We start from the raw sequence: 25,384 nt of genomic DNA on the forward strand, positions 1-25,384 counted from the left end.
CGCGCGAAACATTCGGACAGCATCTATGACCCTTTAAAGCTTTGTTTACATTCACGGATTGCGCCCCTGTAACGCCAGATCAGAGGCCAGGGGCATTTTGCCCGCCCTACAGAGGACAAGCGCGTCCGCCCGCCTCCTCCCGCGCGGCGCACAGCAGGGGTTTCCGCCGCGCCTGCCATGCGTTAGACGGGCCTCTGACGCAAAACCTGGATGGATGGCATGGCACGCATTCTGATCACTTCGGCGATCCCTTACATCAACGGGATCAAGCATCTGGGCAACCTGGTGGGCTCGCAGCTGCCTGCCGACCTGTATGCCCGGTTCCAGCGCGGACGCGGCAATGAGGTGATGTTCCTCTGCGCCACCGACGAGCACGGCACCCCGGCGGAACTGGCCGCCGCCAAGGCGGACAAGCCGGTCGCGGAATACTGCGCCGAGATGCATGCCGTCCAGGCGGAGATCGCCAAGGGGTTCGCCCTGTCGTTTGACCACTTCGGCCGCTCCTCCAGCCCGCAGAACCACGCGCTGACCCAGCATTTCGCAGGCAAGCTGGCCGAAGCAGGCCTGATCCGCGAAGTCACCGAAAAGCAGGTCTATTCCAACGCCGACGGCCGTTTCCTGCCCGACCGCTATATCGAGGGCACCTGCCCCAACTGCGGCTATGAGCGCGCCCGCGGCGACCAGTGCGAGGAATGCACCAAGCAGCTGGACCCCACCGACCTGATCAACCCGCGCTCTGCCGTGTCCGGCTCCACCGACCTGGAAGTGCGCGAGACCAAGCACCTGTATCTGTGCCAGTCGCAGCTGAAGGATCAGCTGGACGCCTGGATCGACTCCAAGAAGGACTGGCCGGTCCTGACCACCTCGATTGCCAAGAAATGGCTGCATGACGGCGACGGCCTGCAGGACCGCGGCATCACCCGCGATCTGGACTGGGGCGTGCCGGTCAAGAAAGGCGACGAAGACTGGCCCGGCATGGAGGGCAAAGTCTTTTACGTCTGGTTCGACGCGCCGATCGAATACATCGCCTGCGCCAAGGAATGGGCCGATGCCAACGGCAAGCCGGATTCCGACTGGCAGCGCTGGTGGCGCACCGACAAGGGCGCGGAGGATGTGAAATACGTCCAGTTCATGGGCAAGGACAACGTCCCCTTCCACACCCTGTCCTTCCCGGCCACCATCCTCGGCTCGGGCGAGCCGTGGAAGCTGGTCGACCACCTGAAATCCTTCAACTACCTGAACTATGACGGCGGCCAGTTCTCCACCTCGCAGGGGCGCGGCGTGTTCATGGACCAGGCGCTGGAAATCCTGCCCGCCGACTACTGGCGCTGGTGGCTGCTGTCCCACGCGCCGGAAAGCTCTGACTCCGAATTCACCTGGGAGAATTTCCAGCAGTCGGTGAACAAGGACCTGGCCGACGTGCTGGGCAACTTCGTCAGCCGCATCACCAAGTTCTGCCGCTCCAAGTTTGGCGAGGAGGTACCCGCCGGCGGCGACTACGGGCCGCAGGAACAGGCGCTGATCGAGGAGCTCAGCACCCGCATCCGCGCCTATGAGGGCCATATGGAGGCGATGGAGGTCCGCAAATCCTCGCAGGAGCTGCGGGCGATCTGGGTTGCCGGCAATGAATACCTGCAGTCCGCCGCGCCCTGGTCGGTGTTCAAGGACGACCCCGAGCGTGCCGCTGCGCAGGTGCGCCTGGGCCTGAACCTGATCCGCCTTTACGCGGTGCTGTCGGCGCCCTTCATCCCGCACGCCACCGACACGCTGATGGCGGCGCTGAACTCGGACGACCGCAGCTGGCCCGAGGATGCGGCGGCGGCGCTCTCCGCCCTGCCCGCAGGCCACGGCTTCACCGTGCCGGACGTGCTGTTCGCCAAGATCACCGACGAACAGCGCGAAGACTGGCAGGCGCGCTTCTCCGGCACCCGCAGCTGAGGCTGCCCTTGATCGCAACCGCAAAGGCCGCTCTTCTGGAGCGGCCTTTTTCGTGTCAAAGCGTGATCCGGCCGCCTTCAGCGGGCAGCCTCAGCTGCCAGGCGGGGGCGGCTGCCGCATGGGCCGCGCGCAGCGCCTCCGGCCCCTCCTGGTACAGCGCATAGGTCGAGTGATGCACCGGCAGCACCGCCTTGGGCGCCAGCCGGGCGGCAAAATCCGCCGCCTGCCCGCAATTCATGGAAATCTGCCCCAGCGCGCCGCCGCCGCCCACCGCGCCGAGATGCGGAATGAACAGATCCAGCGGCGCCTGCCCGGCCAGCGCCGCAGCAACAGGCTCCGCATCAAACGTATCCCCCGCCCAGTAGATGCGCTGCCGCTGCCCGCCAGCCTCCACTTCGATCAGGTAGCCATTGCCCAAGCCCAGTATCGCGGCAATCCGCGGGTTCAGCGAATGCACCGCAGGCACCGCCGTGACCGTCACCAGGCCGTCCGGCGCTTCGAACCGCCGCGCCGCGCCGTGCGTGAGCGCCTGCGCGGCAAAGCCTTTCTCCGCCAGCGCCGCCGTATCGTGCTGTGGCGCCAGCAGCGGCACCTTCCGGTCCAGCCAGCCTTGCGCAGCCTGATCGAAATGGTCCTCATGCGCGTGACTCAGCAGCACCAGATCATACTGTTCCTGCGCGAGGCCGGGAAACGGCGTCAGGCGGGCATGGGGTTTGACATTCGGCCCCTTGGACAGATCGAACATCTCATTTGGATCGCCCATCACGAAGGCTTCCGCGCCCTCCCCCAGGCAGGGGTCGGTCAGGATCCGCAAGCCCGCAGCCTCGATTTCAAGCATCGCGCCGCCCAGCCAGCGCACATGCACCCCGGCACTGCCGCTGCGGGCCGCGGCCGGGCTTAGCCCCGCCGCCAGCCCGGCGCCGCAAAGCTGCATAAATTCTCGTCTTTTCATCAGCACCTCCATTGTGGTGGCGCCACCCTAACGGCTCGACTTCGGGCGGATTATCTGCATTATTTTGCCCATACTGAACGGATTTTTCGCGCAATGAGTACGCTTCAAACCATCGAGACCTTTGCCGAAGTGGCCAGCCAGCTCAGCTTTGCCAAGGCCGCGCGGCGGCTGGGGCTGCCGCCCTCCACGGTCACCAGCAGGGTGCGCGCGCTGGAGGACAGCCTGGGGGTCCGGCTGCTGGAGCGCACCACCCGCCGGGTGGCGCTGACGCCCGAAGGCAGCGTGTTCCTGGAACGCTGCCGCGCCGGACTGGCGGAGATCGAAGCCGCCCGCACGCTGGTATCCGCCACCGGCAGCGCGGAAGGAACGGTGCGCATGTCGGTGCCTTCAGCGTTTCCGAAGGCCCGGCTTGCCGGTCTCTGCCGCCGGTTTCTGGACCTGCATCCGCGGGTGTCTCTGGATGTGACGGTCAGCGACGAGCCTGCCGATTTCCTGCGTGATGCGGTGGATGTCGCCCTGCGCGGCAACCGCCCCGGCGGCAGCGGGGTGATTGCCCGACTGCTGTCGAGAACGCCGGTCGTTCTGGCCGCCCCGCCCGGCCGGGCCGGAGATCACAGCCTGCCCATCCTGGGACCGCTGGCCCGCCACCTGTCCAGCGCCCCGCAGCCGGGCCGGGTCTACTGCCATTCGCTGGAGCTGGCGCATGAACTGGTGCTGGCAGGCCTGGCCCGCGCCTGCCTGCCGGAGCCGCTCTGCACCGCCAGCGCCGCGCGCGGCGACCTGGAGCTGGGACCGCTGCCGGAGGGGGTGCCCGAGAGCCTTGCGCTTTACCTGGTGTACCAGGAGCGCCGCCACCTGCCGCAGCGTGTCCGCTTGCTCATGGACTTCCTGACCGGCGAGCTGGCGGCCTGAGCAGCCTTGCAACCGCAAGCCGCAACCCCGTTTAAGGTCTGCAAAAATTAATTCCTACTAAAAAACTCGGATTGACATACCTGAGCATTTAATTCAGGAATACAGGCATTCCAGCCAGCCTGACTCGGATCGGGCGAGCCCGAGTGACATATCATCAACCGAGATCGCCCCCATGCCGAACGGAGACAGCCGCCCCGGCGGCCCTCAAGTCAAAGAGCTGGAACCGGAGGACATGCGCCAATTGTGGCCGCAGGTCTTTGCGCCGTCCGGCGCTCTGTCCGGCTTTTGTCTGGAATGGCTTCTGGACAGGGCGGAATTCAGCAATGGGCGAAAGTCATGAATCAGATTGCCTCCAAGCCGGTGCCGACCACCGCAACCACCGAAGTCTTCCCCACCTACCACGCCGAGGACCTGACCCGCGGCGGTGTGCAGGCGCGGATCCTGCTGAACGGCCAGATCTACTCGCTGCGCATCACCCGCGCAGGCAAGCTGATCCTGACCAAGTGAGCGGACGGCAATGCGCACTGACCATTCCACTCCGCGCGGCGGCGTCACCGTCGGCACCCTGTCCGACCTGCCGCCGCTGGAAGCGGGCGCGGTGATCTATCTGCGCCACTGGTTTTCCGGCGCCGAGACCCGCGAGCAGATGCGCCGCGACTTTGAGGTGAGCTTCGGCCCGGAAATGGCCGAAGCCGCGTTTGAGGCCTTCGGCTCTCTCTGCAATTTCTGCGCGGCCCATGGCCGCCGCCCGCTGGTGCGCCACGGCATGAGCTGCAAATGCCTGGGCGCGGATGAAAACTGCTTTGCCAACCTGCTGGCCTCCGCCGCCGAGGGCCAGCAGGACGACGCGCATATCCTTGCCTCGCTGATTGTCACCCCGCGCAAGGCGCAGGAGCTGACCCGGCTCGCCTCTGACTGCGGCCTGCTGATGCAGCAGATCATGGGCGTTCAGCCGCCGCCGCAACCGGCACGCCCTGCCGCGGCCACCCTTCATTGAATTCACAAAACCCAAGGACGCATATCATGAAATCCCTGTTTCTCGCAGGCACGGCCCTGGCCGGTCTGACCTTTGGTGCCTCTGCCGCGCTGGCCGCTGAGAAATCCGCAGTGCTGGCCAACTATGCCAATATCGCCGAGGCGAAGTATCAGGACAGCCTCGCCACCGCGCAGTTCCTGAAGACCGCCGTCGACGCCTTGGTCGCCCACCCTTCCGCCGAAAACCTGCAAGCCGCCCGCGCCGCTTGGATCGCCGCTCGCGTTCCCTATCAGCAGTCCGAAGTGTTCCGCTTTGGCAATGCCATCGTCGACGACTGGGAAGGCAAAGTGAACGCCTGGCCGCTGGACGAAGGGCTGATCGACTATGTCGATGCCTCCTATGGCGGGCCGAGCGAGGGAAACACCCTGGCGGCGCTGAACGTGATCGCCAACCCCAGCTTTGAGCTGTCGGGCAAGGCGGTCGACGCCGCCAAGATCACCCCGGAGCTGCTGGAAAGCACCCTGCATGAGGCCGACGGGGTCGAGGCCAATGTCGCCACCGGCTACCACGCCATTGAATTTCTGCTTTGGGGCCAGGACCTGAACGGCACCGGGCATGGCGCGGGCGGCCGCCCCTGGACCGACTACGCCGAGGGCGATGCCTGCACAAACGGCAACTGCGGCCGCCGCGGCGATTACCTTCAAGCGGCGACGGACCTGCTGATCTCCGACCTGGAGTGGATGGCCGCGCAATGGGGAGCTGAAGGTGACGCCCGCACCACCCTGCTGGCCGATGAAGACGCCGGAATCACCGCGATGCTGACCGGCATGGGCTCCTTGTCCTATGGCGAGCAGGCCGGGGAGCGGATGCGCCTGGGCCTGATGCTGAACGACCCCGAGGAAGAGCACGACTGCTTCTCCGACAACACCCACAATAGCCATTACTACGACGGGCTGGGGGTGCAGAACGTCTATCTGGGCGAGTACGTGCGGGTGAATGGCGAACTGGTCTCCGGCCCCTCCCTGTCGGATCTGGTCGCTGCCAAGGACGCAGAGCTCGATACCGAGATGCGCGGCAAGCTGGCGGACACCATGCTGGCACTTGGCCGCATCAAGACTGCGGCGGAGGCGGGCCTGTCCTATGACCAGATGCTGGCCCAAGGCAACGCAGCGGGTGAGGCGCTGGTGATGGGCGGCATTAACGGGCTGATCGGCCAGACCCGTTCGATCGAGCGGGTTGTCACCACCCTGGATCTGGATGGCGTCGCCATCGAAGGCTCCGACAGTCTCGATAACCCCTCGGCAGTCTTCCAGTAAGAAAACCAAGACACCGGGCAGTGGCGGGCCGCAGTTTCTGCGGCCCGTTTCTTTTGCGCACAGCAAATCCTAAGCGTTTTACTCTGGCTAACACTTGAAGCACAAGCAAATTTGTCGGATATATTGCCCAACGGAATCACTTGGCCATTTGCGCCACCGGGCAAGGACGCAAGCAGCATGATCGTTTGCCACTGCACGAACATATCGGACCACGACATCCGCGCCGCCATCGACTGGATGCGAAACGCTGACCCCGAAACGATAATCACCCCTGGCAAGATCTATCACGCCTTGGGAAAATCCGCCGACTGCGGCGGCTGCATGCCGCTTTTCCTCGACACGATGCGTTCCAGCAGTAAGCTGGAAGTACCTGCGCAGCTTACGAATTTACGCGCAGTATCAATTCGGGAGAAAAGTAATGAAGGGCGACGCCAAGGTCATCGACTATCTCAATAAAGCGCTGCGCCATGAGCTGACGGCGGTCAGCCAGTACTGGCTGCACTACCGGCTGCAGGACGATTGGGGCCTGGGCAGCATGGCCAAGAAAAGCCGCGAGGAATCCATCGAGGAGATGGAGCACGCGGATAAATTGATTGAAAGGATTTTGTTCCTCGGCGGCCATCCGAACCTGCAGAAGCTTGACCCGCTCAGGATCGGCCAGACCCCGAAAGAAACGCTCGAATGCGACCTTGCCGCCGAAGTGGACGCGCGCGCGCTTTACAAGGAAGCCCGCGACGCCTGCAACAAGGCGGGCGACTACGTCACCCAGAAGCTGTTTGAAGACCTGATGGCGGACGAAGAAGGCCATATCGACTTCCTCGAAACGCAGCTTGAGCTGCACGACCGGATCGGTGCCGAAAACTATGCCCAGCTCAACGCCACCAAAATGGCAGAGGTTGAAGACTAACATTGCGCTGGCTGCCGCGTTTGCGGCGGCCACGCCCCTTGCGGCGCTGGATCTGGCCAGCCGGTATCAGGCAGAGCCGCATCTCTCCCCCCTTCCCCGCACTGACGCCGAACGCGCCCGGATCGCGGCCGCCACGTCTCCGGCCACGGATTTCACTGCGCCAGAACCGTTTGAGGACCTGCCCGCCGGCGCCGCCACTGTCCGCGCCCGGACGGATGACGAGGCGTTTTCCCAGCACTCCGCCACCCTCTCCTTTGCGCAGGAGCTGGAATTCAAGCTCGGCAACGGGCTGTTCAAGAAAATCTGGGTGTTTTCCCCGGCCTCCACCAAGGCGTCCGACGGCCTCGGGCCGCTGTATAACGCCCGCTCCTGCCAGCGCTGCCACCTGAAGGACGGCCGCGGCCATGTGCCGGAACAGCCGGATTACGCCTCTGCCTCCATGTTCCTGCGCGTCTCTGTCCCCGGCCCGGTGGCGCCGGAGCTGCAGGAGATCAGCGATTACATCGGCACCGCGCCGGAGCCGGTCTACGGCACCCAGCTGCAGGATTTCTCCGCCCCCGGCATCGCCCCGGAATACCGGCTGCAGGTGGCGTATGAGGCGTTTGAGGTCGCCCTGAACGGCGGTGAGACCGCCACCCTGCGCCGCCCCAGCTACACCGCCGCCAACCTCGGCTACGGTCCGCTGGCCGAGGGTGCCATGCTCTCCCCCCGCGTGGCGCCGCCGATGATCGGCCTGGGGCTGCTGGAGGCGGTCCCCGCCGCCGATATCCTTGCCCATGCGGATGAGGAGGACGCCGACGGCGACGGCATTTCCGGGCGCGCCAATCTGGTCTGGTCGCGGGAGTTCAACCGTATCCTGCTGGGCCGCTTCGGGCTGAAGGCCGGGATGGCCACGGTGCATGAGCAATCCGCCAGCGCCTTTTCCGGCGATATCGGCATCTCAACACCCTTGTTCCCGGCCCATGCGGGCGAATGCACTGCCCAGCAGGCCGCCTGCCAAACCGCCCCGCACGGCGGCGGTGATTCCCGTGAAACCGAAATCGACCAGCCGAACATGGATCTGGTCACGTTCTACAGCCGCAACCTCGGCGTGCCCGCCCGCCGGGCCAGCGACGATCCACAGGTTCTGCGCGGCAAGCAGGTGTTTTATGCGGCAGGCTGCCCCGCCTGCCATGTGCCGAAATTCGTGACCCACCGGCTGGCAGACCGTCCGGAACAAAGCTTCCAGCTGATCTGGCCCTATTCCGACCTGTTGCTGCACGACATGGGCGAGGGCCTGGCCGACCTCCGCCCCGAAGCGCGCGCCACCGGCCGCGAATGGCGCACCGCGCCGCTGTGGGGGATTGGCCTGACGCAGCAAGTCTCGCCCCGCGCCACCTTCCTGCACGATGGCCGCGCCCGCACCCTGCTGGAGGCCGTCCTGTGGCACGGCGGCGAGGCGGAAGCCGCCAAATCCCGCGTCGTGGCGCTGCAGCCGCAGGATCGCGCCGCCCTGATCGCCTTTTTGGAGAGCCTTTGATGCGCGCCCTTGCCCTCACCCTCGCCCTGACCGCGGCCCCCGTGGCCGCGTCGGAGTTGTCCAGCAGCATCACCGACAAGCTGATCCTGCCTGCATTTGAGGAACTGGCAGCGGACAGCCGGACCCTTGCCCGGGCAGCGCAGGCCGATTGCGATGCGCAGTCCGGCGCCCTGCGCGCGGCCTATGGCGAAGCTTTCGACGCCTGGATCGCCGCCAGCCACTTCCGCTTTGGCCCCACGGAAACGGACAGCCGCGCCTTTGCGCTGGCGTTCTGGCCCGACAGCCGCAGCAAGACGCCCAAGGCGCTGGCCGGCCTGATCCGCAGCGAAGACGCAGGCATCAAGGATCCCGCGGCGTTTGCCGGCTACTCCATCGCCGCCCGCGGCTTTTATGCGCTGGAGTTCCTGCTTTATGACCCGCAGCTCTCCACTGCGGGCACGCCGGAGTACCGCTGCGCCCTGACCCGCGCGGTCAGCACGGACATCGCGGCGACAAGCCAGGCGATCAGCGCCGATTGGCAGCAAAATTATGCTGCCGAACTGCGCGCGCCCGGCAGCCGCTACCAGACCGAAGACGAGATCACTCAGGAACTGTTCAAGGCCCTGACCACCGGCCTGCAAGTGCTGGACGGCATGCGCCTGGGCCGTCCGCTCGGCACCTATCAAAAGCCCCGCCCGGACCGGGCCGAGGCGCGCCGCTCCGGCCGCAGCCTGCGCCATGTGCTGGTGTCCCTGAACGCGCTGGAGCCGCTGGCCGTGGCGCTCGCGGAAGGCCATGAGGACTTGCAGGAAGAAATCACGGCGGGCTTTGCCAAGGCGCGCACGAAGGCAGAGGCTCTCGGCGATCCGGTGTTCGCAGGCGTCTCTGATCCCGCCGGCCGCTTCCGCATTGAAGCGCTGCAGCAGGAGATCAAGGACCTGCACACGCTGATGCGCGAAGACCTCGGCCCCGCCCTGGGCGTTGCGGCCGGTTTCAACGCGCTGGACGGCGATTGACGGAAAGGCACCAAACATGACAACCCGCCGCGCTTTTCTTGCAGGGCTTATGGCCAGCACGCTCACCTCCCAGGCCAGCTGGGCCGGCGCGGGCAGCCCCGCGTTTCTGTCCGCAGGCAAGGACGCCAGCGGCGCCTTCCTGCTCGCGGGCCTGAGCGACACAGGCGGCATTCTGTTCCGCCATCCGCTGCCCGGACGCGGCCACGCTGCCGCCGCCCATCCCGTCCGCCCCGAAGCGGTGGCCTTTGCCCGCCGCCCGGGCCGCTTTGCCGATGTGATCGACTGCCGCAGCGGTGCCGCCACCGCCCGGCTGGAGCCGCCCGCGGGGCATCATTTCTACGGCCACGGCACCTTCTCCCCGGACGGCAGCCGCCTGTTCACCACCGAAAACGATTATGAAAACGCCCGCGGCGTGATCGGCGTCTGGGATGCCACCGGCGGCTACCGCCGCATCACCGCCTTCTCCTCCGGCGGCATCGGCCCGCACGACATGGCCCTGCGCCGCGACGCACCGGGGCTGGTGGTGGCCAATGGCGGGATCGAGACCCACCCGGACAGCGGCCGCGCCAAGCTGAACCTGCCCGATATGCGCCCGAACCTCAGCTATCTGAGCCTGGAGGGTGAGCTGCAGGCGCAGATGGAGCTGGCGCAGGAGCTGCGCCTGAACTCGATCCGCCATTTGGCTGTGCGCGCCGACGGCACTGTTGGTTTCGCGATGCAGTGGCAGGGCGATCCGGGCGAGCAGCTGCCCGCCGCAGGGCGGCACCGGCCGGGCACCGCGCCGCGCCTGATGGCGGAGGACGACGCGCGGGTGCTGAACCTGAACGGCTATGGCGGCTCTGTCGCCTTTTCCGCCGATGGCAGCCGGATCGGCGTCACCTCGCCGCGCGGCGGTGTGCTGCAGATCATGGATACCGTCAGCGGCGCTCTGCTGCGCGAAGTCAGGATGCGCGACGTCTGCGGCCTGGCGCCCTCTGCCGGCGGTTTTACGGCCAGCACCGGCACCGGCCGGCTGATCGCCGTCTCAGACACCGGCCAGACCCTTCTGCACCGCGCGGACCTGGCGTGGGACAACCACCTGATCCCGCTGATCTGACTCAGCGCCGGACCGCACCCCAAACGGGGCGCCCTTTCGTTTGCGCCACGAACGAAACCAATGCGAAAACGAATAGTGACTCCTTGCGCGCGATACGCTACAGAATCGCTGCGAAAGGAAAGCGCATGGATGCCAGCGGCCGTCAGAACGAAATCATCTCCCTGCTGAACCGGCAGGACCGGGTCGAGGTCGAGGATCTCTCCCGCCGCTTTGGCGTCTCCCTGCAGACCGTGCGCGCCGATCTGCGCGACCTGTCGGCGCGCGGCGCCCTGTCCCGCGTGCACGGCGGCGCCGTCCGGGTCAGCGCCGCCGCCAGTCAGGACTATGAGGACCGGCGCAAGCTGAACGCCGGCAACAAGCTGGCGATGGCCGCCCTGGCGGCAGAACTGATCCCGGACAATTGCTCGCTCGCGCTCAACATCGGCACTTCCACCGAACAGGTTGCCCGGGCGTTGTCCGGCCACAGCGGCCTGACGGTGATTTCCAACAACATCAACATTATCAACATGATGATCGGCGGCCAGGCGAAGGAACTGATCCTGGCCGGCGGCACCGTGCGGCAAAGCGACGGCGCCATCGTGGGCGAGGATGCGGTGGATTTTTTCTGCCGCTACAAGGTGGATTTCGCCGTCATCGGCGCCTCGGCGCTGGACGCCGACGGCGCAGTGATGGACCACGACGCCCGAGAGGTTTCCGTCGCCCGCGCGATCCTGAAAAATGCCCGGCAGAAGGTGCTGGTCTGCGACGGCAGCAAGTTCGACCGCTCCGCCCCGGTGCGGATCTGCGATGTCGCGGATCTGGACGTGGTGATCACCGACCGCCCCGTGCCGGAAGAATTCGCCGAGGCCGCGCAGGCCGCAGGCACCCGTATCCTCACCGCAGGACAAAACGAAAGCAGCGAAAATGACTGACACGCCTGTAACGGACCTTTTCATCATCGGCGGCGGCATCAACGGCTGCGGCATCGCCCGCGACGCCGCAGGCCGCGGGCTGTCGGTGACATTGGCAGAGATGAATGATCTGGCCTCCGCCACCTCCTCCGCCTCGACCAAGCTGTTCCACGGCGGATTGCGCTATCTCGAATATTTCGAATTCCGCCTGGTGCGCGAAGCGCTGATTGAGCGTGAGGTGCTGCTGAAGGCAATGCCGCATATCTCCTGGCCGATGCGCTTTGTGCTGCCGTTCCACAAGCACATGCGGTTTGACAGCGAGACGCCCACATCCAAGCTGCTGACAACCTTTATGCCCTGGATGAAGGGCCGCCGTCCGGCCTGGCTGATCCGGCTGGGGCTGTTTCTGTACGACAGCCTTGGCAAGCGCGGCATCCTGCCCGGTACTGCCAAGCTGGACCTGGCAAGCGACCCTGCGGGCCGCCCGCTGAAGGCCAAGTTCAAGACCGCCTTTGAGTATTCCGATTGCTGGATCGAGGATGCCCGCCTGGTGATGCTGAACGCCCGCGACGCCATGGCCCGCGGCGCCAAGATCCTGACCCGGACCGAAGTGCTGTCCGCGGACCGCCAGTCAGACCACTGGGTGATCCGCACCAAGGACCACGCCACCGGCGCGGAGCAGGAGCACCGCGCCCGGATGCTGGTCAACGCAGGCGGGCCGTGGGTGGCCGATGTGCTGCACCAGAAGCTGGGCCAAAACAGCCGCGAGAACGTCCGCCTGGTGCGCGGCAGCCATATCGTGGTGCCGAAACTGTTCGACCACGGCCGCTGCTATTTCTTCCAAGGCACCGACGGGCGGATCATCTTTGCCATTCCGTACGAGCAGGATTTCACCCTGATCGGCACCACCGACGCCGACCACCCGGACCCGGACACGGCACCCGTCTGCACCGAAGCCGAGCAGGAATATCTGGCGGCCTTCGCATCGGAGTACTTCGAGAAGCCGGTGAAGCGCGAGGATATCGTCTGGACCTATTCCGGCGTGCGCCCGCTTTATGACGACGGCGCCAGCTCCGCCACGGCGGCCACCCGCGAATACGTTCTGACGCTGGACCAGGCGCAGGCGCCGCTGCTCAACGTCTTTGGCGGCAAGATCACCACCTACCGCAAGCTGGCCGAGGCGGCGCTGGCGAAGATCGGCGAGGTGTTCCCGCAGCTGCCCGCCAGCTGGACCGCAGGTGTGGCGCTGCCCGGCGGCGATTTCCCGGTGGAGGACGTGGCAAAGCTGACCTCCAAACTGGCCGCGGACTATCCGTTCCTCACCCCCTATTGGACGGGCCGGATGATCCGCGCCTATGGCACCGAGGCCTGGGAGGTGCTGGGAGACGCCAAGACCGCCGGTGATCTGGGCCAGGATTTCGGCGCCACCATTACCGCCCGGGAACTCGACTGGGCGATTGCCCGCGAATGGGTGCGCGCAGGCGACGATTACTTGTGGCGGCGCACCAAGCTGGGCCTGCGGCTGGATGAGGCCCAGCGCGCGGCGGTGGATGCCTACATTCAAGGGAAAGCCGCACAGTTGGCGGCATGATACAAACGGCCGCGCCCAAGCCTGAACGGGGCCGGCGCGGCCCGGCCTGCCGGCCGGGCGATGGCTCTGCTTAGAACTCGACGCCCTTCTGCGCTTTTACCCCGGCGCGGAAGGGATGTTTGATCTGGCCCATCTCGGTCACCAGATCGGCAATCTCGATCAGCTCTTCCTTGGCGTTGCGCCCCGTCAGCACCACATGGGTCATCGGCGGCTTGTGCTCCACCAGGAACTCCAGCACCTCTTCCAGGTCCAGATACTCATAGCGCAGCGCGATGTTGATCTCGTCCAGCAGCACCATGGTGTTCTTCTCGTCCAGGATCATCTCCTTGGCCTTTTCCCAGCCCTTCTGCGCCGCGGCAATGTCGCGCGCCTTGTCCTGGGTCTCCCAGGTGAACCCCTCGCCCATGGCATAGAACTGGCACAGATCGCTGAAGTTCTCCTCGATCAGCGTCCGCTCCCCGGTCTGCCAGGCGCCCTTGATGAACTGCACCACGGCGCAAGGCATCTTGTGGGCGATGCAGCGCATGATCATGCCAAACCCGGAGGAAGACTTGCCCTTGCCCGGCCCGGTGTGGACGATGATCAGGCCCTTCTCGCCCTCCTTGGTCTTCATCATCCGGTCGCGCGCGGCTTTTTTCTTGGCCATCTTAGAGGCGTGACGGGCGGCTTCTTCCTCTGAGATGCCGGTTTCAGACTTTTCGCTCATGGGGGCTCTCCAGCTGTTTGACCCCATGTCTTGACAAAGAAGGGCGCGATAGCGCAAGGGGGTTTCGCTGGTTCCTGCGAAAGCAGGCGAAGAGGGAATGTGAAGGCCGCCAAATTTCTTTGGAGACCCGAAGCACAGCCGCCCCCGCGACCGTGACCGGATGAGGCCGCCATGCCACTGGGAGAGATCCCGGGAAGGCAGGATGGCCGGCAAGGCCCGCGCCTTGGCATCCGCAAGCCGGGAGACCTGCCAGCAACAGAGAGAACAACGGGCGGGCGGGGTGTTCCGCGACCGGTTGAGGGGCTGGCACGCTGCCGCCCCCCTTTCGGCCATCCCGCACGCCTGCCGCGACAGGAGACGCGCCGATGGCTGACGATATGGCAGGCAAGACTGCCAGCACCCCGGGACCGGTCACGCTGACCGTTTGCCTCACCTGCCGCCGCGAGGGCGCCGACCCGGAGGGGGCCCGCCCCGGCGCCATCCTGCACGCCGCACTGGCAGAGGCCGGGATGCCCGAAGGCGTCGCCTTGCGCGGTGTCGAATGCCTGTCCTCCTGCAAGCGCGGCTGCGCCGTGGCACTCGTCGGCGGCGCCGAGCGCTGGACCTATGTCTACGGCGACCTCGACCCGGACCAGCATGTCCCCGAAATCCTGGAAGGCGCCGCCGCCTATGCCGCTACCGCCGACGGCGTGGTGCCGTGGCGCGAACGCCCGCAGACCTTCCGCAAGCAATCCGTTGCCCGCATCCCGCCGGCCAAGTTCTTCTCCGAGGAGTAAACATGAGCGACCTCAACAAGATCCCCGTCACTGTCATCACCGGCTTCCTCGGTGCGGGCAAGACCACGCTGATCCGCCACCTGATGCAGAACCCGCAGGGCAAGCGTCTGGCCGTGGTGGTCAATGAGTTCGGCACCGCCGGCGTGGACGGCGACATCCTGAAGTCCTGCGCGGATGAGAACTGCCCGGCAGAAAACATCATGGAGCTGGCCAACGGCTGCATCTGCTGCACCGTGGCCGATGACTTCATCCCCACCATCGAACAGCTGATGAACCTGCCGGAGAAGCCGGATCACATCGTGATCGAAACCTCCGGCCTGGCGCTGCCCAAGCCGCTCTTGAAGGCCTTTGACTGGCCCGCCATCCGCTCCCGCATCACTGTGGACGGCGTGATTGCGCTGGCCGATGCCGAGGCGGTCGCCAAGGGCCAGTTCGCCCCCGATCTGGACGCGGTGCAGGCCCAGCGCGAGGCGGATGACAGCATCGACCACGAAACCCCGCTGTCGGAAGTGTTCGAGGATCAGATCTCCTGCGCCGACATCGTGCTGCTGTCCAAGGCCGACCTGGCCGGCGACGCAGGCGTCGAGAAGGCCCGCGCGGTGATCGAGGCCGAGGCGCCGCGCAAGCTGCCGATCCTGCCGATGAGCGAAGGTGTCATCGACCCGCGCATCATCCTGGGCCTGAACGCCGCTGCCGAAGACGATCTGGAGGCCCGCCCCAGCCACCACGACGGCCACCACGACCACGAGCATGACGATTTTGAAAGCATCGTTGTCGAAATGGGTGAAGTCTCCGATCCCGAAGCACTGCAGAATGCCATCGTGAAACTCGCCCGCGAACGCAACATCCTGCGCGTCAAAGGCTATGTCGCGGTGGAGGGAAAACCGATGCGGATGCTGGTTCAGGCCGTGGGCGAGCGCCTGCGCGCCCAGTATGATCAGCCCTGGGGCGCGCAGCCGCGCAAGACCGCCCTAGTGGTCATCGCAGAGCATGACGACATCGACGAACAGGCCATCCGCGCCGAGCTGGGGGCCTGAAGCAAGTGAAATTGAAGCGTCAGAAATTGAACGGTCCCGCCCGGCGGCACGCCGGGCAGCGCCCGTCCCGCCCCCCACGGGGCGGGCGCTTCGCTTCCTGCCCCGCCGGGCCGGGCGCTGCCCTCCCCGCTACCAAACGACCTTACAGGCAGGGAGCCTGACCCATGCACGTCGTCTTCCGCGAAAGCCACGGCCTTGACGAGACCGACACGCCGCAGGACCTCGGGCAGACGCCCGGCGATCTGGTGGTGCTGTCGTTTTCCGACAGCGATCTCGGCGCCTTCGCGGCAGGCTGGCACCGGGCGGACGGCAAGCTGCCCTCTCTGCGCCTCGCCAACCTGGTGGCGCTCAAGCACCCGCTGTCGGTCGACGTCTACGCGGAACAGACGCTGGAGGGCGCCAAGGGCGTTCTCGTCCGCCTGATCGGCGGCGAAAGCTACTGGTCCTATGGCCTCGCCACGCTGCAGGATCTCGCCCGCCGCAAGGGCATTGCGCTGGCGATCCTGCCCGCAGACGGGCGCGAAGATGCGCGGCTGGATGAGCTGTCCACCCTGCCCGTCTCCACCCTGCGCCGCCTGCAATCCCTGTGCGACGCCGGCGGCGCGGTGGCAGCCCAGGCAGCACTTGCCCAGCTGTCGCTGGCGGCCGGCCTTTATGCAGGCCCCGTCCTCGGCCTCAAATCCATGCCCGAGCACGGGTTCTACGACCCGGACAAGGGCGTGCTCGCGGACCTTCCGCCGCAGGACAGGCCGCTGGTGCTGGTCAGCTTCTACCGCTCCTACCTCACATCCGCCGACACCGCGCCGGTGGACGCGCTGATCGAAGAAATGCGCGCCCGCGGCTACGCCGCCTTCGGCACCTTTGCCGCCAGCCTCAAGGCGCCCGCGGCTGCGGACTGGCTGCGCGCCAAGCTCCCGGAGTTGACCCCGGCCGCAATCATCAACGCCACCGCGTTTTCGGCCCAAGGCACCGACGGCAGCGCCTCGCCGCTCAGCACCACCGGCTGCCCGGTGTTCCAGGTTGCCCTCTCAACGGCCCGCAGGAAAGACTGGCTTGAGGCCGGCCGCGGCTTGTCGCCCGCCGACCTTGCCATGCATGTCGTGCTGCCCGAGGTGGACGGCCGCATCTTCGCAGGCGTCGTCAGCTTCAAGTCGCCGGGCAGGAAAGACCCGGACCTGCAATATTCCCGCTTTGCCCACCGCGCGGACGCGGACCGCATCAGGGCTGCCGTGGACCGTGTGGAGGGCTGGCTGCGCCTCGCCAAACTGCCGAATGCAGACAAACGCCTTGCACTGGTCCTTTCGACCTACCCGGGCAGAGACCACAACCTCGCCCATGCGGTCGGGCTGGACGCGCTGGCCTCCTGCGACGAAATCCTGCGCGCGCTCTGGGATCAGGGCTATAGCGTCGAGCCGCAGGAGAACACCGGTCTGCGGCTGATGGACGAGACGCTGAGTGTCCCGCTGGAGGACTACAAGGCCGCCCTCGCCGCCCTGCCGCAAAACCTGCAGGATACCTTGGCCGAGGCCTGGGGCCGCCCGGAAGAAGACCCAGACTGCCGCGATGGCGCCTTTCAATTCAAGGCCTTGCGCGCTGGTAAAGCGCTGATCGCGCTGCAGCCAGAGCGCGGTGAGGTGAAAACCCGCGTCGACGATTACCACGATCTCGACCGCACCCCGCGCCACGCCTATGTGGCCTTTTACCTTTGGCTGCGGGCGCAAAGCGATGCCCTCGTCCACATCGGCGCCCACGGCACGCTGGAATGGCTGCCGGGCAAGGCGGTGGCGCTGTCGGATACCTGCTGGCCTGAGGTTCTGACCGGCCCGCTGCCCGTCGCCTACCCCTTCATCGTCAACGACCCGGGCGAGGCCGCCCAGGCCAAGCGCCGCATCGGCGCCGTCACCATCGGCCACCTGCCGCCGCCCTTGGCGCAGACCACTCTGCCCGAGGGCATGGCGCGGCTCGAAAGCCTGCTGGATGAATACTCCACCGCCGACGGCCTGGATCCTGCCCGCCGCGACCGGCTGATCGGCGACATCCGGGCGGAGGCACAGGGCACCGGGGTAGAGGCTGACCTCGGCCTGACGCCGGACACCTCGCCTGCCGAGGCGATCACCCGCATCGACGCCTTTGTCTGCGACATCAAGGAAAGCCAGTACGGCGAGGGGCTTCACATCTTCGGCACCGGCCAGTGCGGCGCTGAGGAGCGCGCCGGGCTGATCGCCGCGCTGGACGGCAAGATCGTCACCCCCGGCCCCTCCGGCTCGCCGTTCCGCGGCCGCGCCGATGTGATCCCCACCGGGCGCAACCTCTTTACCACCGATCCGCGGGCGGTGCCGTCGCGGGCGGCGCATGCGCAAGGGGTCAAACTGGCGGAAGAGCTGCTGCGCCGCCACCTTCAGGATCACGGCGACTGGCCCAAGGGACTGGTGATCGACCTCTGGGGTTCCGCCACCATGCGCACCGCGGGAGAGGAGTTTGCCATGGCGCTGCACCTCGCGGGCCTGGCGCCCAAGTGGGACGAAGGCTCCGAGCGCGTCTCCGGCTTCGAGGTGCTGCCGCTGCCGATGCTGAACCGCCCGCGGATCGATGTGACCCTGCGGGTCTCGGGCCTGTTCCGCGACGTCTTCCCGGGCCTTGCCCAGATGTTCGAAAGTGCCGCCGCCGCCCTCGCGGCCCGCGAGGAGGACCAGGCGGACAACCCCTATCTCATCGAAACGCCGCGCGTTTTCGGCCCCAAACCCGGGCAGTACGGCCTCTCGATGAACCCGCATCTGGACGACTACACCGACGCGGCCCGCGCCGCGGCAGGCGAAGCCTGGCTCAACGCCTCCTCCCACGCGATCGACGCCAAGGGCGAAATCCGCGACGCCCGCGCGGCGCTGGAGACACGCCTGCAGGGCGCCGACAGCTTCGTGCACCTGCAGGACCTGCCGGAGACCGACCTGCTGGTCGCCTCGGACTATGCCGCGCATGAAGCAGGCTTTGCCGCCGCCATGGCGCGCATCGGCCAAAAGGCTCCGGCGCTCTACCATATGGACGCCACCCGGCCCGACAAGCCGCAGGCGCGCTCCTTGGGCGAAGAAATCGCCCGCGTCACCCGCGCCCGCGCCGCCAACCCGGACTGGGCCACCTCGATGATGAACCACGGCTTCCGCGGCGCGGCAGAGATTGCCGCCACCCTCGACCACATGGCCGCCTTCGCGCATCTGGCGCAGGTGGTGCAGCCGCATCTGTTCGATCTCTACTTCGAGGCGACCCTGGGCCGGGACGATCTGGTCGCGTTCATGGAGCGCGAAAACCCGGAGGCGCTCGCCGCCATGCGCGACCGCTTCCGCGCCCTGTTCGACGCAGGCCTCTGGAGCACGCGGCGCAACTCGATCATGGCCGGCCTGGAGGGCGCGGCATGAGCGGCGCGCCTGAACCCAAAGTCTATGGCTGGTGCCCCGGCGCTTTGCGGCCGATGATGTCCGGCGACGGGCTGGTGGTGCGGGTGCGCGCGCCGCTTGGTAAACTGTCCGTTAACCAGGCGCGCGGTGTGGCAAGACTTTCCGAGGACTTCGGCAACGGCCTGCTGGACATTTCCGCCCGCGCCAACCTGCAGATGCGCGGCATCCGTGAAGACGCGCATGAAGAATTGATTGCCCGCCTGCGCGAGCTTGGCCTGATCGACCCCGACGCACAGGCTGAGGCTCGCCGCAACGTCCTGCTCGCGCCGTTCTGGACCGAGGGCGACGACACCCATGCCATCGCCACCGGACTCAGCGCCGCGCTGACCGCGGCAACCGATCTCGCCCTGCCCGGCAAGTTCGGCTTTGCCGTCGACTGCGGCGCGGACCCTGTCCTGCAAGACACCGCCGCCGATATCCGCATCGAGCGCACGCGCGAAGGCCTGATCCTGCGCGCCGACGGCGCCGGGGCCGGCCTGCCCGTCACACGTGAATCCGCCGCTGCCGAAGCCCTGGCGCTCGCCCGCTGGTTTCTGGAACAGGGCGGCGCGCCGCAGGGGCGCGGCAGGATGCACCGTCTCATCGCGCGCCGCGGCCCGCCGGCAGCGCATGCCGCACCCGTGGCAAAAGCCAGCTTCAGTGCAAAACCGGGCGCTGTCCCCGCGGGGACACTGGCTGCTTTGGAATTCGGCCAGATGCCCGCCGCCGCGCTGGCGCAGCTGGCAGAGCATGGGCCAATCCGCCTCACCCCCTGGCGGATGCTGCTGGTGGAAGGCGCCGCCAGCCTCCCGCCCCTGCCCGGCCTGATCCTGGACGCCACGGATCCGCGCCTGAAAGTGGTCGCCTGCACCGGCGCGCCCGGCTGCCTGCAGGCGCTGTCCGCCACCCGCGACCTGGCGCGGGCGCTGGCACCGCATGTCCCCGCGGGATCCCGCCTGCATGTCTCCGGCTGCGCCAAGGGCTGTGCCTGCCCCGGCCCTGCCCCGCTAACGCTGACCGCCACCGGCGACAACGAATTCTCCCTGATCCGCAATGGCACCGCCGCGGATCAGCCGCTAAAGACCCGCCTGAGCGCCGCTGCTTTGCGCGCCGCTCCCGAACTTCTGAAAGAGGGCAGCTGACATGCTCCACACCTATGAAACCAACGGCGCCGCGATCTACGCCGAGAGCTTTGCCACCATCCGCCGCGAGGCCGACCTGGCGCGCTTCAACAAGGACGAGGAAAGCGTTGTTGTCCGCATGATCCACGCCGCCGGCATGGTGGGGCTGGAAGAGCATGTGCGGTTTTCCGAGGGCATGGCCGAGACCGCCCGCGCAGCCCTCGCAAACGGCGCGCCGATCCTCTGCGACGCCTATATGGTGTCCGAGGGCATCACCCGCCCGCGCCTGCCTGCGGAGAATGAGGTGATCTGCACCCTGCGCGACCCGAAGGTGCCGGAACTGGCCAAGGAAATGTCCAACACCCGCTCCGCCGCCGCGCTGGAGCTGTGGCGCCCGAAACTGGCGGGCGCCGTTGTGGCCATCGGCAACGCCCCCACTGCGCTGTTTCACCTCTTGAACATGCTGAAAGACCCGTCCTGCCCCCGCCCCGCCGCCATCATCGGCTGCCCGGTGGGCTTTGTCGGCGCGATGGAATCCAAGGAGGCGCTGATGGAAGACCTTCCCGTTCCGTCGATGATCGTCAAAGGCCGCCTGGGCGGTTCCGCCATCACCGTCGCCGCCGTGAACGCGCTGGCGAGCTGGAAAGAATAACCCATGGGCAAAGTCATCTGCGCAGGGCTTGGCCCCGGGGATCCCGACCTGATGAGCGTGCGCTCGCACCGGCTGATCACAGGCGCGCGCCACATCGCCTATTTCCGCAAGGCAGGCCGCCAGGGCCAGGCCCGCGCCATTGTCGAGGGTATGCTGGCCGAGGGTGTCACCGAACACGCGATGGAATATCCGGTCACCACCGAGATCCATTTTTCCGACCCCGAATACAACCGGGTGCTGGCGGACTTCTATGACCGCTGGGCGGTTACTTTGGCGGAGATCGCCAAGAGCGAAGACGTGGTGGTGCTGTGCGAGGGCGACCCGTTCCTCTACGGCTCTTACATGCATCTCTACACGCGCCTGCAGGGCCGCGCCGCGCAGGAGATCGTTCCCGGCATCACCGGTATGTCCGGCTGCTGGACCGCCTCAGGCCAGCCGATCACTTGGGGGGACGATGTGCTGACCGTGGCGATGGCAACCCTCAGCGAGGATGAGCTGGCCAAACGCGCGGCTGAGACCGACGCGCTGGTCGTCATGAAGATCGGCCGCAACCTGCCCAAGCTGCGCCGCGCGCTGGAACGTGCGGGCCGTGCGGAAGACGCCTGGCTGGTCGAGCGCGGCACTATGCCAGGGCAGAGCGTTCAGAAGCTCTCGGAGATCGACGGCGAGGTGCCCTATTTCTCCATCGTACTGGTTCACGGACAGGGGCGCCGGCCATGAAACTATCGAAAAACGGCTGGGTGGTGATCGCGGGCCTCGGCCCCGGCAACGAGGCGCTGGTGACGCAGGAAGTGCGCGACGCTATTGGCGAAGCCACGGATATCGTTGGCTATATCCCTTACGTGAACCGCGTTGAACCGCGTGAGGGCCTGACCCTGCACGCTACCGACAACCGTGTCGAGGTGGACCGCGCCACCCATGCACTGGAAATGGCGGCTGAGGGCAACCGGGTTGTCGTGGTGTCCTCCGGCGATCCGGGGGTGTTTGCCATGGCCTCCGCCGTGTTCGAAGCGCTGGAAAGCAACGCCGAACGCAACCCTGAGTGGCTGGATCTGGACATCCGGGTGCTGCCCGGCATCACCGCCATGCTGGCCGCCGCCGCCGCCATCGGCGCGCCGCTGGGGCATGATTTCGCCGCCATCAACCTCAGCGACAACCTGAAGCCCTGGAGCCTCATTGAAAAGCGCTTGCAGCTGGTCGGCGAGGCCGGGCTTGCGATGGCGTTTTACAACCCGCGCTCCAAATCGCGGCCGCATCAGTTTGCCCGCGCGCTGGAAATCCTGCGGGAGGCCTGCGGCGCGGAGACGCTGATCACCTTTGCCCGCGACGTGACCAAGCCGGGACAGGAGCTGCTGACGGTGCCGCTGAAGGACGCGACGCCCGAGATGGCCGACATGCGCACCGTGGTCATCGTCGGCAACCGCGACACCCGCCGGGTTGGCAATTACGTCTACACCCCGCGCTACGCCGCTGAGGGTTAATCTGCGGGATGCGACAGCCAGGCCATCACCTCTGCCACGTTGCCCATGACGGGACGCTGAGGCACCTCGGGTCTGCCGATCATGATGACCGGCAGGGCGAGATTGCGCGCGGCGGTGAGTTTGGCTGCGGCCCCCGCGCCGCCCGCGTTCTTGGCGACCACATGGGTGATGGCGTGGCGCTGCATCAGCGCGGTGTCGCCCGCCGCATCAAACGGCCCGCGGGCGATCTCGACCGTGGTGTGCGGCAGCGGCAGGGGCGTTTCCGGCGCGTCCACCAGCCGCAGCAGGTAGTGGTGGTGGGGCTTGGCCGCGAATTGGGTCAGGTTCTGCTTGCCGATCGCCAGGAACACCCGCGCCGGCGTATCAGGCAGCGCGTTGACGGCCTCTTCTATGCTGTCCGTGTGCAGCCATTGGTCGCCCTCCCCCGCCTGCCAGGCCGGGCGCTCGAAGGCGCACAGCGGCACACCCGCCGCCTCGCAGGCGTGGACCGCGTTGGAACTCATCTGTGCGGCAAACGGATGGGTGGCATCGACCACATGGGTGATGTTTTCGGCCTCCAGGTAAGCCGCAAATCCTTCTATGCCGCCAAAGCCGCCGACGCGGGTGGGCAGCGGCTGGCTGACGGGATGCGCGGTGCGGCCCGCGTAGGAAAACACCGCATCCATACCCGCCCCGGCCAGGGTCTTGGCCAGCGCCGAGGCCTCGGTGGTGCCGCCCAGAAGAAGGATGCGTGTCATGTCTGATCCATGGCTGACAATCATTGGTCTGGGCGAAAATGGACTGGAAGGCCTCAGCGATGCAAGCCGGAAGGCGCTGGCAGAGGCTGAAGTGATATTCGGCGGCCCGCGGCATCTGGAGCTGGCGGACGCAGGCAGCAAGGGCCAGCCCTGGCCAGTGCCGTTTTCCATTGATCCGGTGCTGGAGCTGCGCGGCCGCAAGGTGGCCGTTCTGGCCTCGGGCGATCCGTTCTGGCATGGCGCCGGCGGCTCGCTGGCGCGGCATATGGAGGCGGGCGAGTGGATCTCTCACCCCGTTTCCTCAACCTTTGCGCTGGCGGCGAACCATCTGGCCTGGAAGCTGGAAGAGGTGCTGTGCCTCGGCCTGCACGCGGCGCCATATGCGCGGCTGCGTGCGCTGCTTGGGAATGGCACGCGTGTGATCTGCACCCTCCGCGACGGCGTGGCCCCGGCTGAGCTGGCGGAATGGCTGGCAGATGCGGGCTTTGGCGCCTCAACCCTGACCGTGATGGAGTGCCTGGGCGGGCCGCGGCAGCGGGTGCGTTGCGCCGCGGCCCAAGGCTTTGATCTGCAGGACATTCAGGCGCCTGTAGCCGTGGCGGTTGAAGCCCTGGGCAAGAACGGGCTGCCGCAGGCCTCCGGCCTAGCGGATGACCTCTTTGCCAGCGACGGCCAGATCACCAAACGCCCCATTCGGGCGCTGACTCTGTCGGCGCTGGCGCCCCGCGCGGGAGAACTCCTGTGGGATATCGGCGGCGGTTCCGGCTCGGTCTCGATCGAGTGGTGCCTGGCGGCGCGCGGGGCGCGGGCCATCACCTTTGAGCCGCGGGAGAGCCGGCTGGAAAACATTCGCGCCAATGCCGCCGCCTTTGGGATAGAGCACCGGATGACCGCTGTGCTGGGCAAGGCGCCCGCCGTGCTGGACGGCCACCCGCTGCCCGATTGCGTCTTCATCGGCGGCGGCGGCTCGCAAGCACTGCTGGACCATCTGTGGGACATCCTGCCCGAAGGCACCCGGCTGGTCGCAAACGGCGTCACGCTGGAGACCGAAACCCTGCTGATGCGCGCCCATGCGGAACGCGGCGGCCACCTGCTGAAAGCGGAGATCGCCGAAGCCGGCCCGCTGGGCACCATGCGCGGCTGGGAACGCGCCCGGCCCGTCATCCAGTGGAGCGTCACGCGATGAAGGTGGCAGGCATCGGGTTCCGCAGCACGGCCACGGCGGCGGATTTGCAGGCGGCGCTGGCGCTGACCGGCGCGCAGGTGGATGCGCTGGCGTCCGTTACCGAAAAAGCTGAAACCCCTGCCATGCAGGAGTTCGCGCGCAGCATCGGCCTGCCGGTGATTGCCTTACAGGAACAGGATATTGCCGGAGAGCAGACCTTGACCTGCTCGCCCCGGATCAAGGCGCGGTTCGGCACCGGGTCGCTGGCGGAAGCCGCGGCGCTGGCGGGCGCGCGCCATGGGGTGAAGGGCGCCAGATCACGCCTTCTCGCCCCCAGAGTTGTCACCGCGGATGGGCTTGCCACCGCGGCCATAGCAGAAAGACTTGAGCCATGACCGTTCACTTCATTGGCGCCGGACCGGGCGCTGCCGACCTTCTGACCTTGCGCGGGCGCGACATCATAGCCGCCTGCCCGGTGTGCCTCTATGCCGGTTCGCTGGTGCCGGAGGAGATCCTGAGCCACTGCCCGGCGGACGCGAAAATCGTGAACACCGCGGCCATGGACCTGGATGCCATCGTGGCGGAAATCAAGGCGGCGCATGAGGCGGGACAGGACGTGGCGCGGCTGCATTCCGGCGATCTGTCGGTGTGGTCCGCGATGGGCGAGCAGATCCGCCGCCTTAAGGCTGAGGGCATCCCGGTCAGCGTGACCCCTGGCGTGCCGTCCTTTGCCGCTGCGGCTGCCGCACTGGGAACCGAGCTGACCCTGCCGGGCCTTGGGCAGTCAGTGGTGCTGACCCGCACGCCGGGGCGCGCATCCTCAATGCCCGAAGGCGAGTCGCTGGAGAATTTTGCGCGGACCGGCACCACGCTGGCGATCCACCTGTCGATCGGCAATCTGGATCATGTGGTGGACAGCCTGACGCCGCATTACGGCGGTGATTGCCCGGTCGCCGTGGTCTACCGCGCCAGCTGGCCGGATCAGCAGATCATCCGCGCCACTCTCGAAACCCTGAAGGACTCGCTGGACGAGAAGATCTCCCGCACCGCGCTGATCCTTGTGGGGCCGGTGCTGAAGGGCGAGGGCTTTGACGAAAGCTGCCTCTATTCCGCCGACTACGACCGCCGCTACCGGCCGCAGAGCGCCGACAGCCCGTGGTCGAGCTGGAGCCATGGGGACGATTGAGGC

Annotated in this window: 25 protein-coding genes and 1 riboswitch; of the genes, 22 read left to right on the forward strand and 3 right to left on the reverse strand. The window is 66.9% G+C overall.

The features are described 5' to 3' along the window. Positions 1-219: 219 nt before the first annotated feature. Positions 220-1,938, forward strand: a complete 1,719-nt coding sequence (gene metG / locus B2P87_RS18805; RefSeq protein WP_208764523.1) for a methionine--tRNA ligase — start codon at positions 220-222, stop codon at positions 1,936-1,938. Between the two features lie 55 nt (positions 1,939-1,993). Here metG and B2P87_RS18810 read toward each other — a convergent pair whose 3' ends face one another. Continuing rightward, entirely contained in the window at positions 1,994-2,890 is an 897-nt protein-coding gene (locus B2P87_RS18810) for an MBL fold metallo-hydrolase (protein ID WP_141889806.1), read from the reverse strand. A gap of 93 nt (positions 2,891-2,983) precedes the next feature. Here B2P87_RS18810 and B2P87_RS18815 point away from each other — a divergent pair, with 93 nt between their 5' ends. From B2P87_RS18815 to glpD, 11 genes are all read left to right on the forward strand, one after another. Beyond that, positions 2,984-3,802, forward strand: a complete 819-nt coding sequence (locus tag B2P87_RS18815; protein ID WP_141889805.1) for a LysR family transcriptional regulator — start codon at positions 2,984-2,986, stop codon at positions 3,800-3,802. 336 nt (positions 3,803-4,138) lie between these two features. After that, positions 4,139-4,309 carry a hemin uptake protein HemP gene (gene hemP, locus B2P87_RS18820; protein WP_008554566.1) on the forward strand — a complete coding sequence of 57 codons (171 nt, stop codon included), beginning with the start codon at positions 4,139-4,141 and terminating at the stop codon, positions 4,307-4,309. Positions 4,310-4,319: 10 nt separating this feature from the next. After that, positions 4,320-4,799, forward strand: coding sequence for a hypothetical protein (locus B2P87_RS18825; protein WP_141889804.1), 480 nt, complete (start codon positions 4,320-4,322; stop codon positions 4,797-4,799). Positions 4,800-4,825: 26 nt separating this feature from the next. Then, positions 4,826-6,094, forward strand: coding sequence for an imelysin family protein (locus tag B2P87_RS18830; RefSeq protein WP_141889803.1), 1,269 nt, complete (start codon positions 4,826-4,828; stop codon positions 6,092-6,094). Between the two features lie 177 nt (positions 6,095-6,271). Beyond that, positions 6,272-6,550: a (2Fe-2S)-binding protein gene (locus B2P87_RS18835; protein ID WP_141889802.1), complete on the forward strand. Its 279-nt coding sequence runs from the start codon at positions 6,272-6,274 to the stop codon at positions 6,548-6,550. Then, positions 6,513-7,001: a bacterioferritin gene (gene bfr, locus B2P87_RS18840; RefSeq protein WP_058284289.1), complete on the forward strand. Its 489-nt coding sequence runs from the start codon at positions 6,513-6,515 to the stop codon at positions 6,999-7,001. Before B2P87_RS18835 ends, bfr begins: the two co-directional genes overlap by 38 nt. Beyond that, positions 6,991-8,520: a di-heme oxidoredictase family protein gene (locus B2P87_RS18845; RefSeq protein ID WP_141889801.1), complete on the forward strand. Its 1,530-nt coding sequence runs from the start codon at positions 6,991-6,993 to the stop codon at positions 8,518-8,520. The genes bfr and B2P87_RS18845 overlap by 11 nt, the downstream gene beginning before the upstream one ends. Beyond that, the gene (locus B2P87_RS18850; protein ID WP_141889800.1) at positions 8,520-9,515 is read left to right on the forward strand and encodes an imelysin family protein; all 996 of its coding nucleotides are present in this window, start codon (positions 8,520-8,522) and stop codon (positions 9,513-9,515) included. The genes B2P87_RS18845 and B2P87_RS18850 overlap by 1 nt, the downstream gene beginning before the upstream one ends. Before the next feature lie 16 nt (positions 9,516-9,531). After that, entirely contained in the window at positions 9,532-10,611 is a 1,080-nt protein-coding gene (locus tag B2P87_RS18855; RefSeq protein WP_141889799.1) for a DUF1513 domain-containing protein, read from the forward strand. 125 nt (positions 10,612-10,736) lie between these two features. Then, a complete protein-coding gene (locus B2P87_RS18860) occupies positions 10,737-11,522 on the forward strand; it encodes a DeoR/GlpR family DNA-binding transcription regulator (protein WP_141889798.1) in 786 nt (261 codons plus the stop codon). Then, positions 11,515-13,092 (forward strand): glycerol-3-phosphate dehydrogenase, encoded by a 1,578-nt coding sequence (glpD, locus tag B2P87_RS18865; protein ID WP_141889797.1) that lies wholly within the window; start codon positions 11,515-11,517, stop codon positions 13,090-13,092. The genes B2P87_RS18860 and glpD overlap by 8 nt, the downstream gene beginning before the upstream one ends. A 70-nt stretch (positions 13,093-13,162) precedes the next feature. Here glpD and cobO read toward each other — a convergent pair whose 3' ends face one another. Then, the gene (gene cobO / locus B2P87_RS18870) at positions 13,163-13,798 is read right to left on the reverse strand and encodes a cob(I)yrinic acid a,c-diamide adenosyltransferase (RefSeq protein ID WP_058284283.1); all 636 of its coding nucleotides are present in this window, start codon (positions 13,796-13,798) and stop codon (positions 13,163-13,165) included. A gap of 51 nt (positions 13,799-13,849) precedes the next feature. Further along, positions 13,850-14,066: riboswitch (cobalamin riboswitch) on the forward strand. 97 nt (positions 14,067-14,163) lie between these two features. On the opposite strand from cobO, the gene B2P87_RS18875 reads away from it, so the two are divergent. The 7 genes from B2P87_RS18875 (at position 14,164) to cobJ (ending at position 22,293) form a co-directional block, all read left to right on the forward strand. After that, a complete protein-coding gene (locus B2P87_RS18875; protein WP_027243430.1) occupies positions 14,164-14,574 on the forward strand; it encodes a DUF1636 family protein in 411 nt (136 codons plus the stop codon). 2 nt (positions 14,575-14,576) lie between these two features. Beyond that, entirely contained in the window at positions 14,577-15,611 is a 1,035-nt protein-coding gene (gene cobW / locus B2P87_RS18880; RefSeq protein ID WP_058284281.1) for a cobalamin biosynthesis protein CobW, read from the forward strand. Between the two features lie 164 nt (positions 15,612-15,775). Next, a complete protein-coding gene (gene cobN / locus B2P87_RS18885; RefSeq protein ID WP_141889796.1) occupies positions 15,776-19,021 on the forward strand; it encodes a cobaltochelatase subunit CobN in 3,246 nt (1,081 codons plus the stop codon). After that, positions 19,018-20,181: a precorrin-3B synthase gene (cobG, locus tag B2P87_RS18890; protein WP_141889795.1), complete on the forward strand. Its 1,164-nt coding sequence runs from the start codon at positions 19,018-19,020 to the stop codon at positions 20,179-20,181. Before cobN ends, cobG begins: the two co-directional genes overlap by 4 nt. A gap of 1 nt (position 20,182) precedes the next feature. Beyond that, positions 20,183-20,812, forward strand: coding sequence for a precorrin-8X methylmutase (locus B2P87_RS18895; RefSeq protein ID WP_141889794.1), 630 nt, complete (start codon positions 20,183-20,185; stop codon positions 20,810-20,812). A gap of 3 nt (positions 20,813-20,815) precedes the next feature. Further along, complete coding sequence (locus B2P87_RS18900; protein ID WP_141889793.1) at positions 20,816-21,532, forward strand: precorrin-2 C(20)-methyltransferase; 717 nt, start codon at positions 20,816-20,818, stop codon at positions 21,530-21,532. Then, positions 21,529-22,293 (forward strand): precorrin-3B C(17)-methyltransferase, encoded by a 765-nt coding sequence (gene cobJ / locus B2P87_RS18905; protein WP_141889792.1) that lies wholly within the window; start codon positions 21,529-21,531, stop codon positions 22,291-22,293. The genes B2P87_RS18900 and cobJ overlap by 4 nt, the downstream gene beginning before the upstream one ends. Here the strand turns inward: cobJ and B2P87_RS18910 are convergent. Beyond that, positions 22,290-23,030, reverse strand: coding sequence for a cobalt-precorrin-6A reductase (locus B2P87_RS18910; protein WP_141889791.1), 741 nt, complete (start codon positions 23,028-23,030; stop codon positions 22,290-22,292). The genes cobJ and B2P87_RS18910 overlap by 4 nt on opposite strands. Between B2P87_RS18910 and cbiE the strand changes: the two genes are divergently transcribed. Genes cbiE through cobM form a run of 3 tightly spaced genes read left to right on the forward strand, consistent with a single transcriptional unit; the run spans position 23,029 to position 25,381 of the window. Continuing rightward, complete coding sequence (cbiE, locus tag B2P87_RS18915) at positions 23,029-24,216, forward strand: precorrin-6y C5,15-methyltransferase (decarboxylating) subunit CbiE (RefSeq protein WP_141889790.1); 1,188 nt, start codon at positions 23,029-23,031, stop codon at positions 24,214-24,216. The genes B2P87_RS18910 and cbiE overlap by 2 nt on opposite strands. After that, positions 24,213-24,590, forward strand: a complete 378-nt coding sequence (locus tag B2P87_RS18920) for a cobalamin biosynthesis protein (RefSeq protein WP_141889789.1) — start codon at positions 24,213-24,215, stop codon at positions 24,588-24,590. Before cbiE ends, B2P87_RS18920 begins: the two co-directional genes overlap by 4 nt. Continuing rightward, entirely contained in the window at positions 24,587-25,381 is a 795-nt protein-coding gene (gene cobM / locus B2P87_RS18925) for a precorrin-4 C(11)-methyltransferase (RefSeq protein WP_058284272.1), read from the forward strand. Before B2P87_RS18920 ends, cobM begins: the two co-directional genes overlap by 4 nt. Positions 25,382-25,384: the final 3 nt, after the last annotated feature.

Source organism: Leisingera sp. UBA4491, from assembly GCF_002388965.1.
GTDB lineage: Bacteria > Pseudomonadota > Alphaproteobacteria > Rhodobacterales > Rhodobacteraceae > Leisingera > Leisingera aquaemixtae.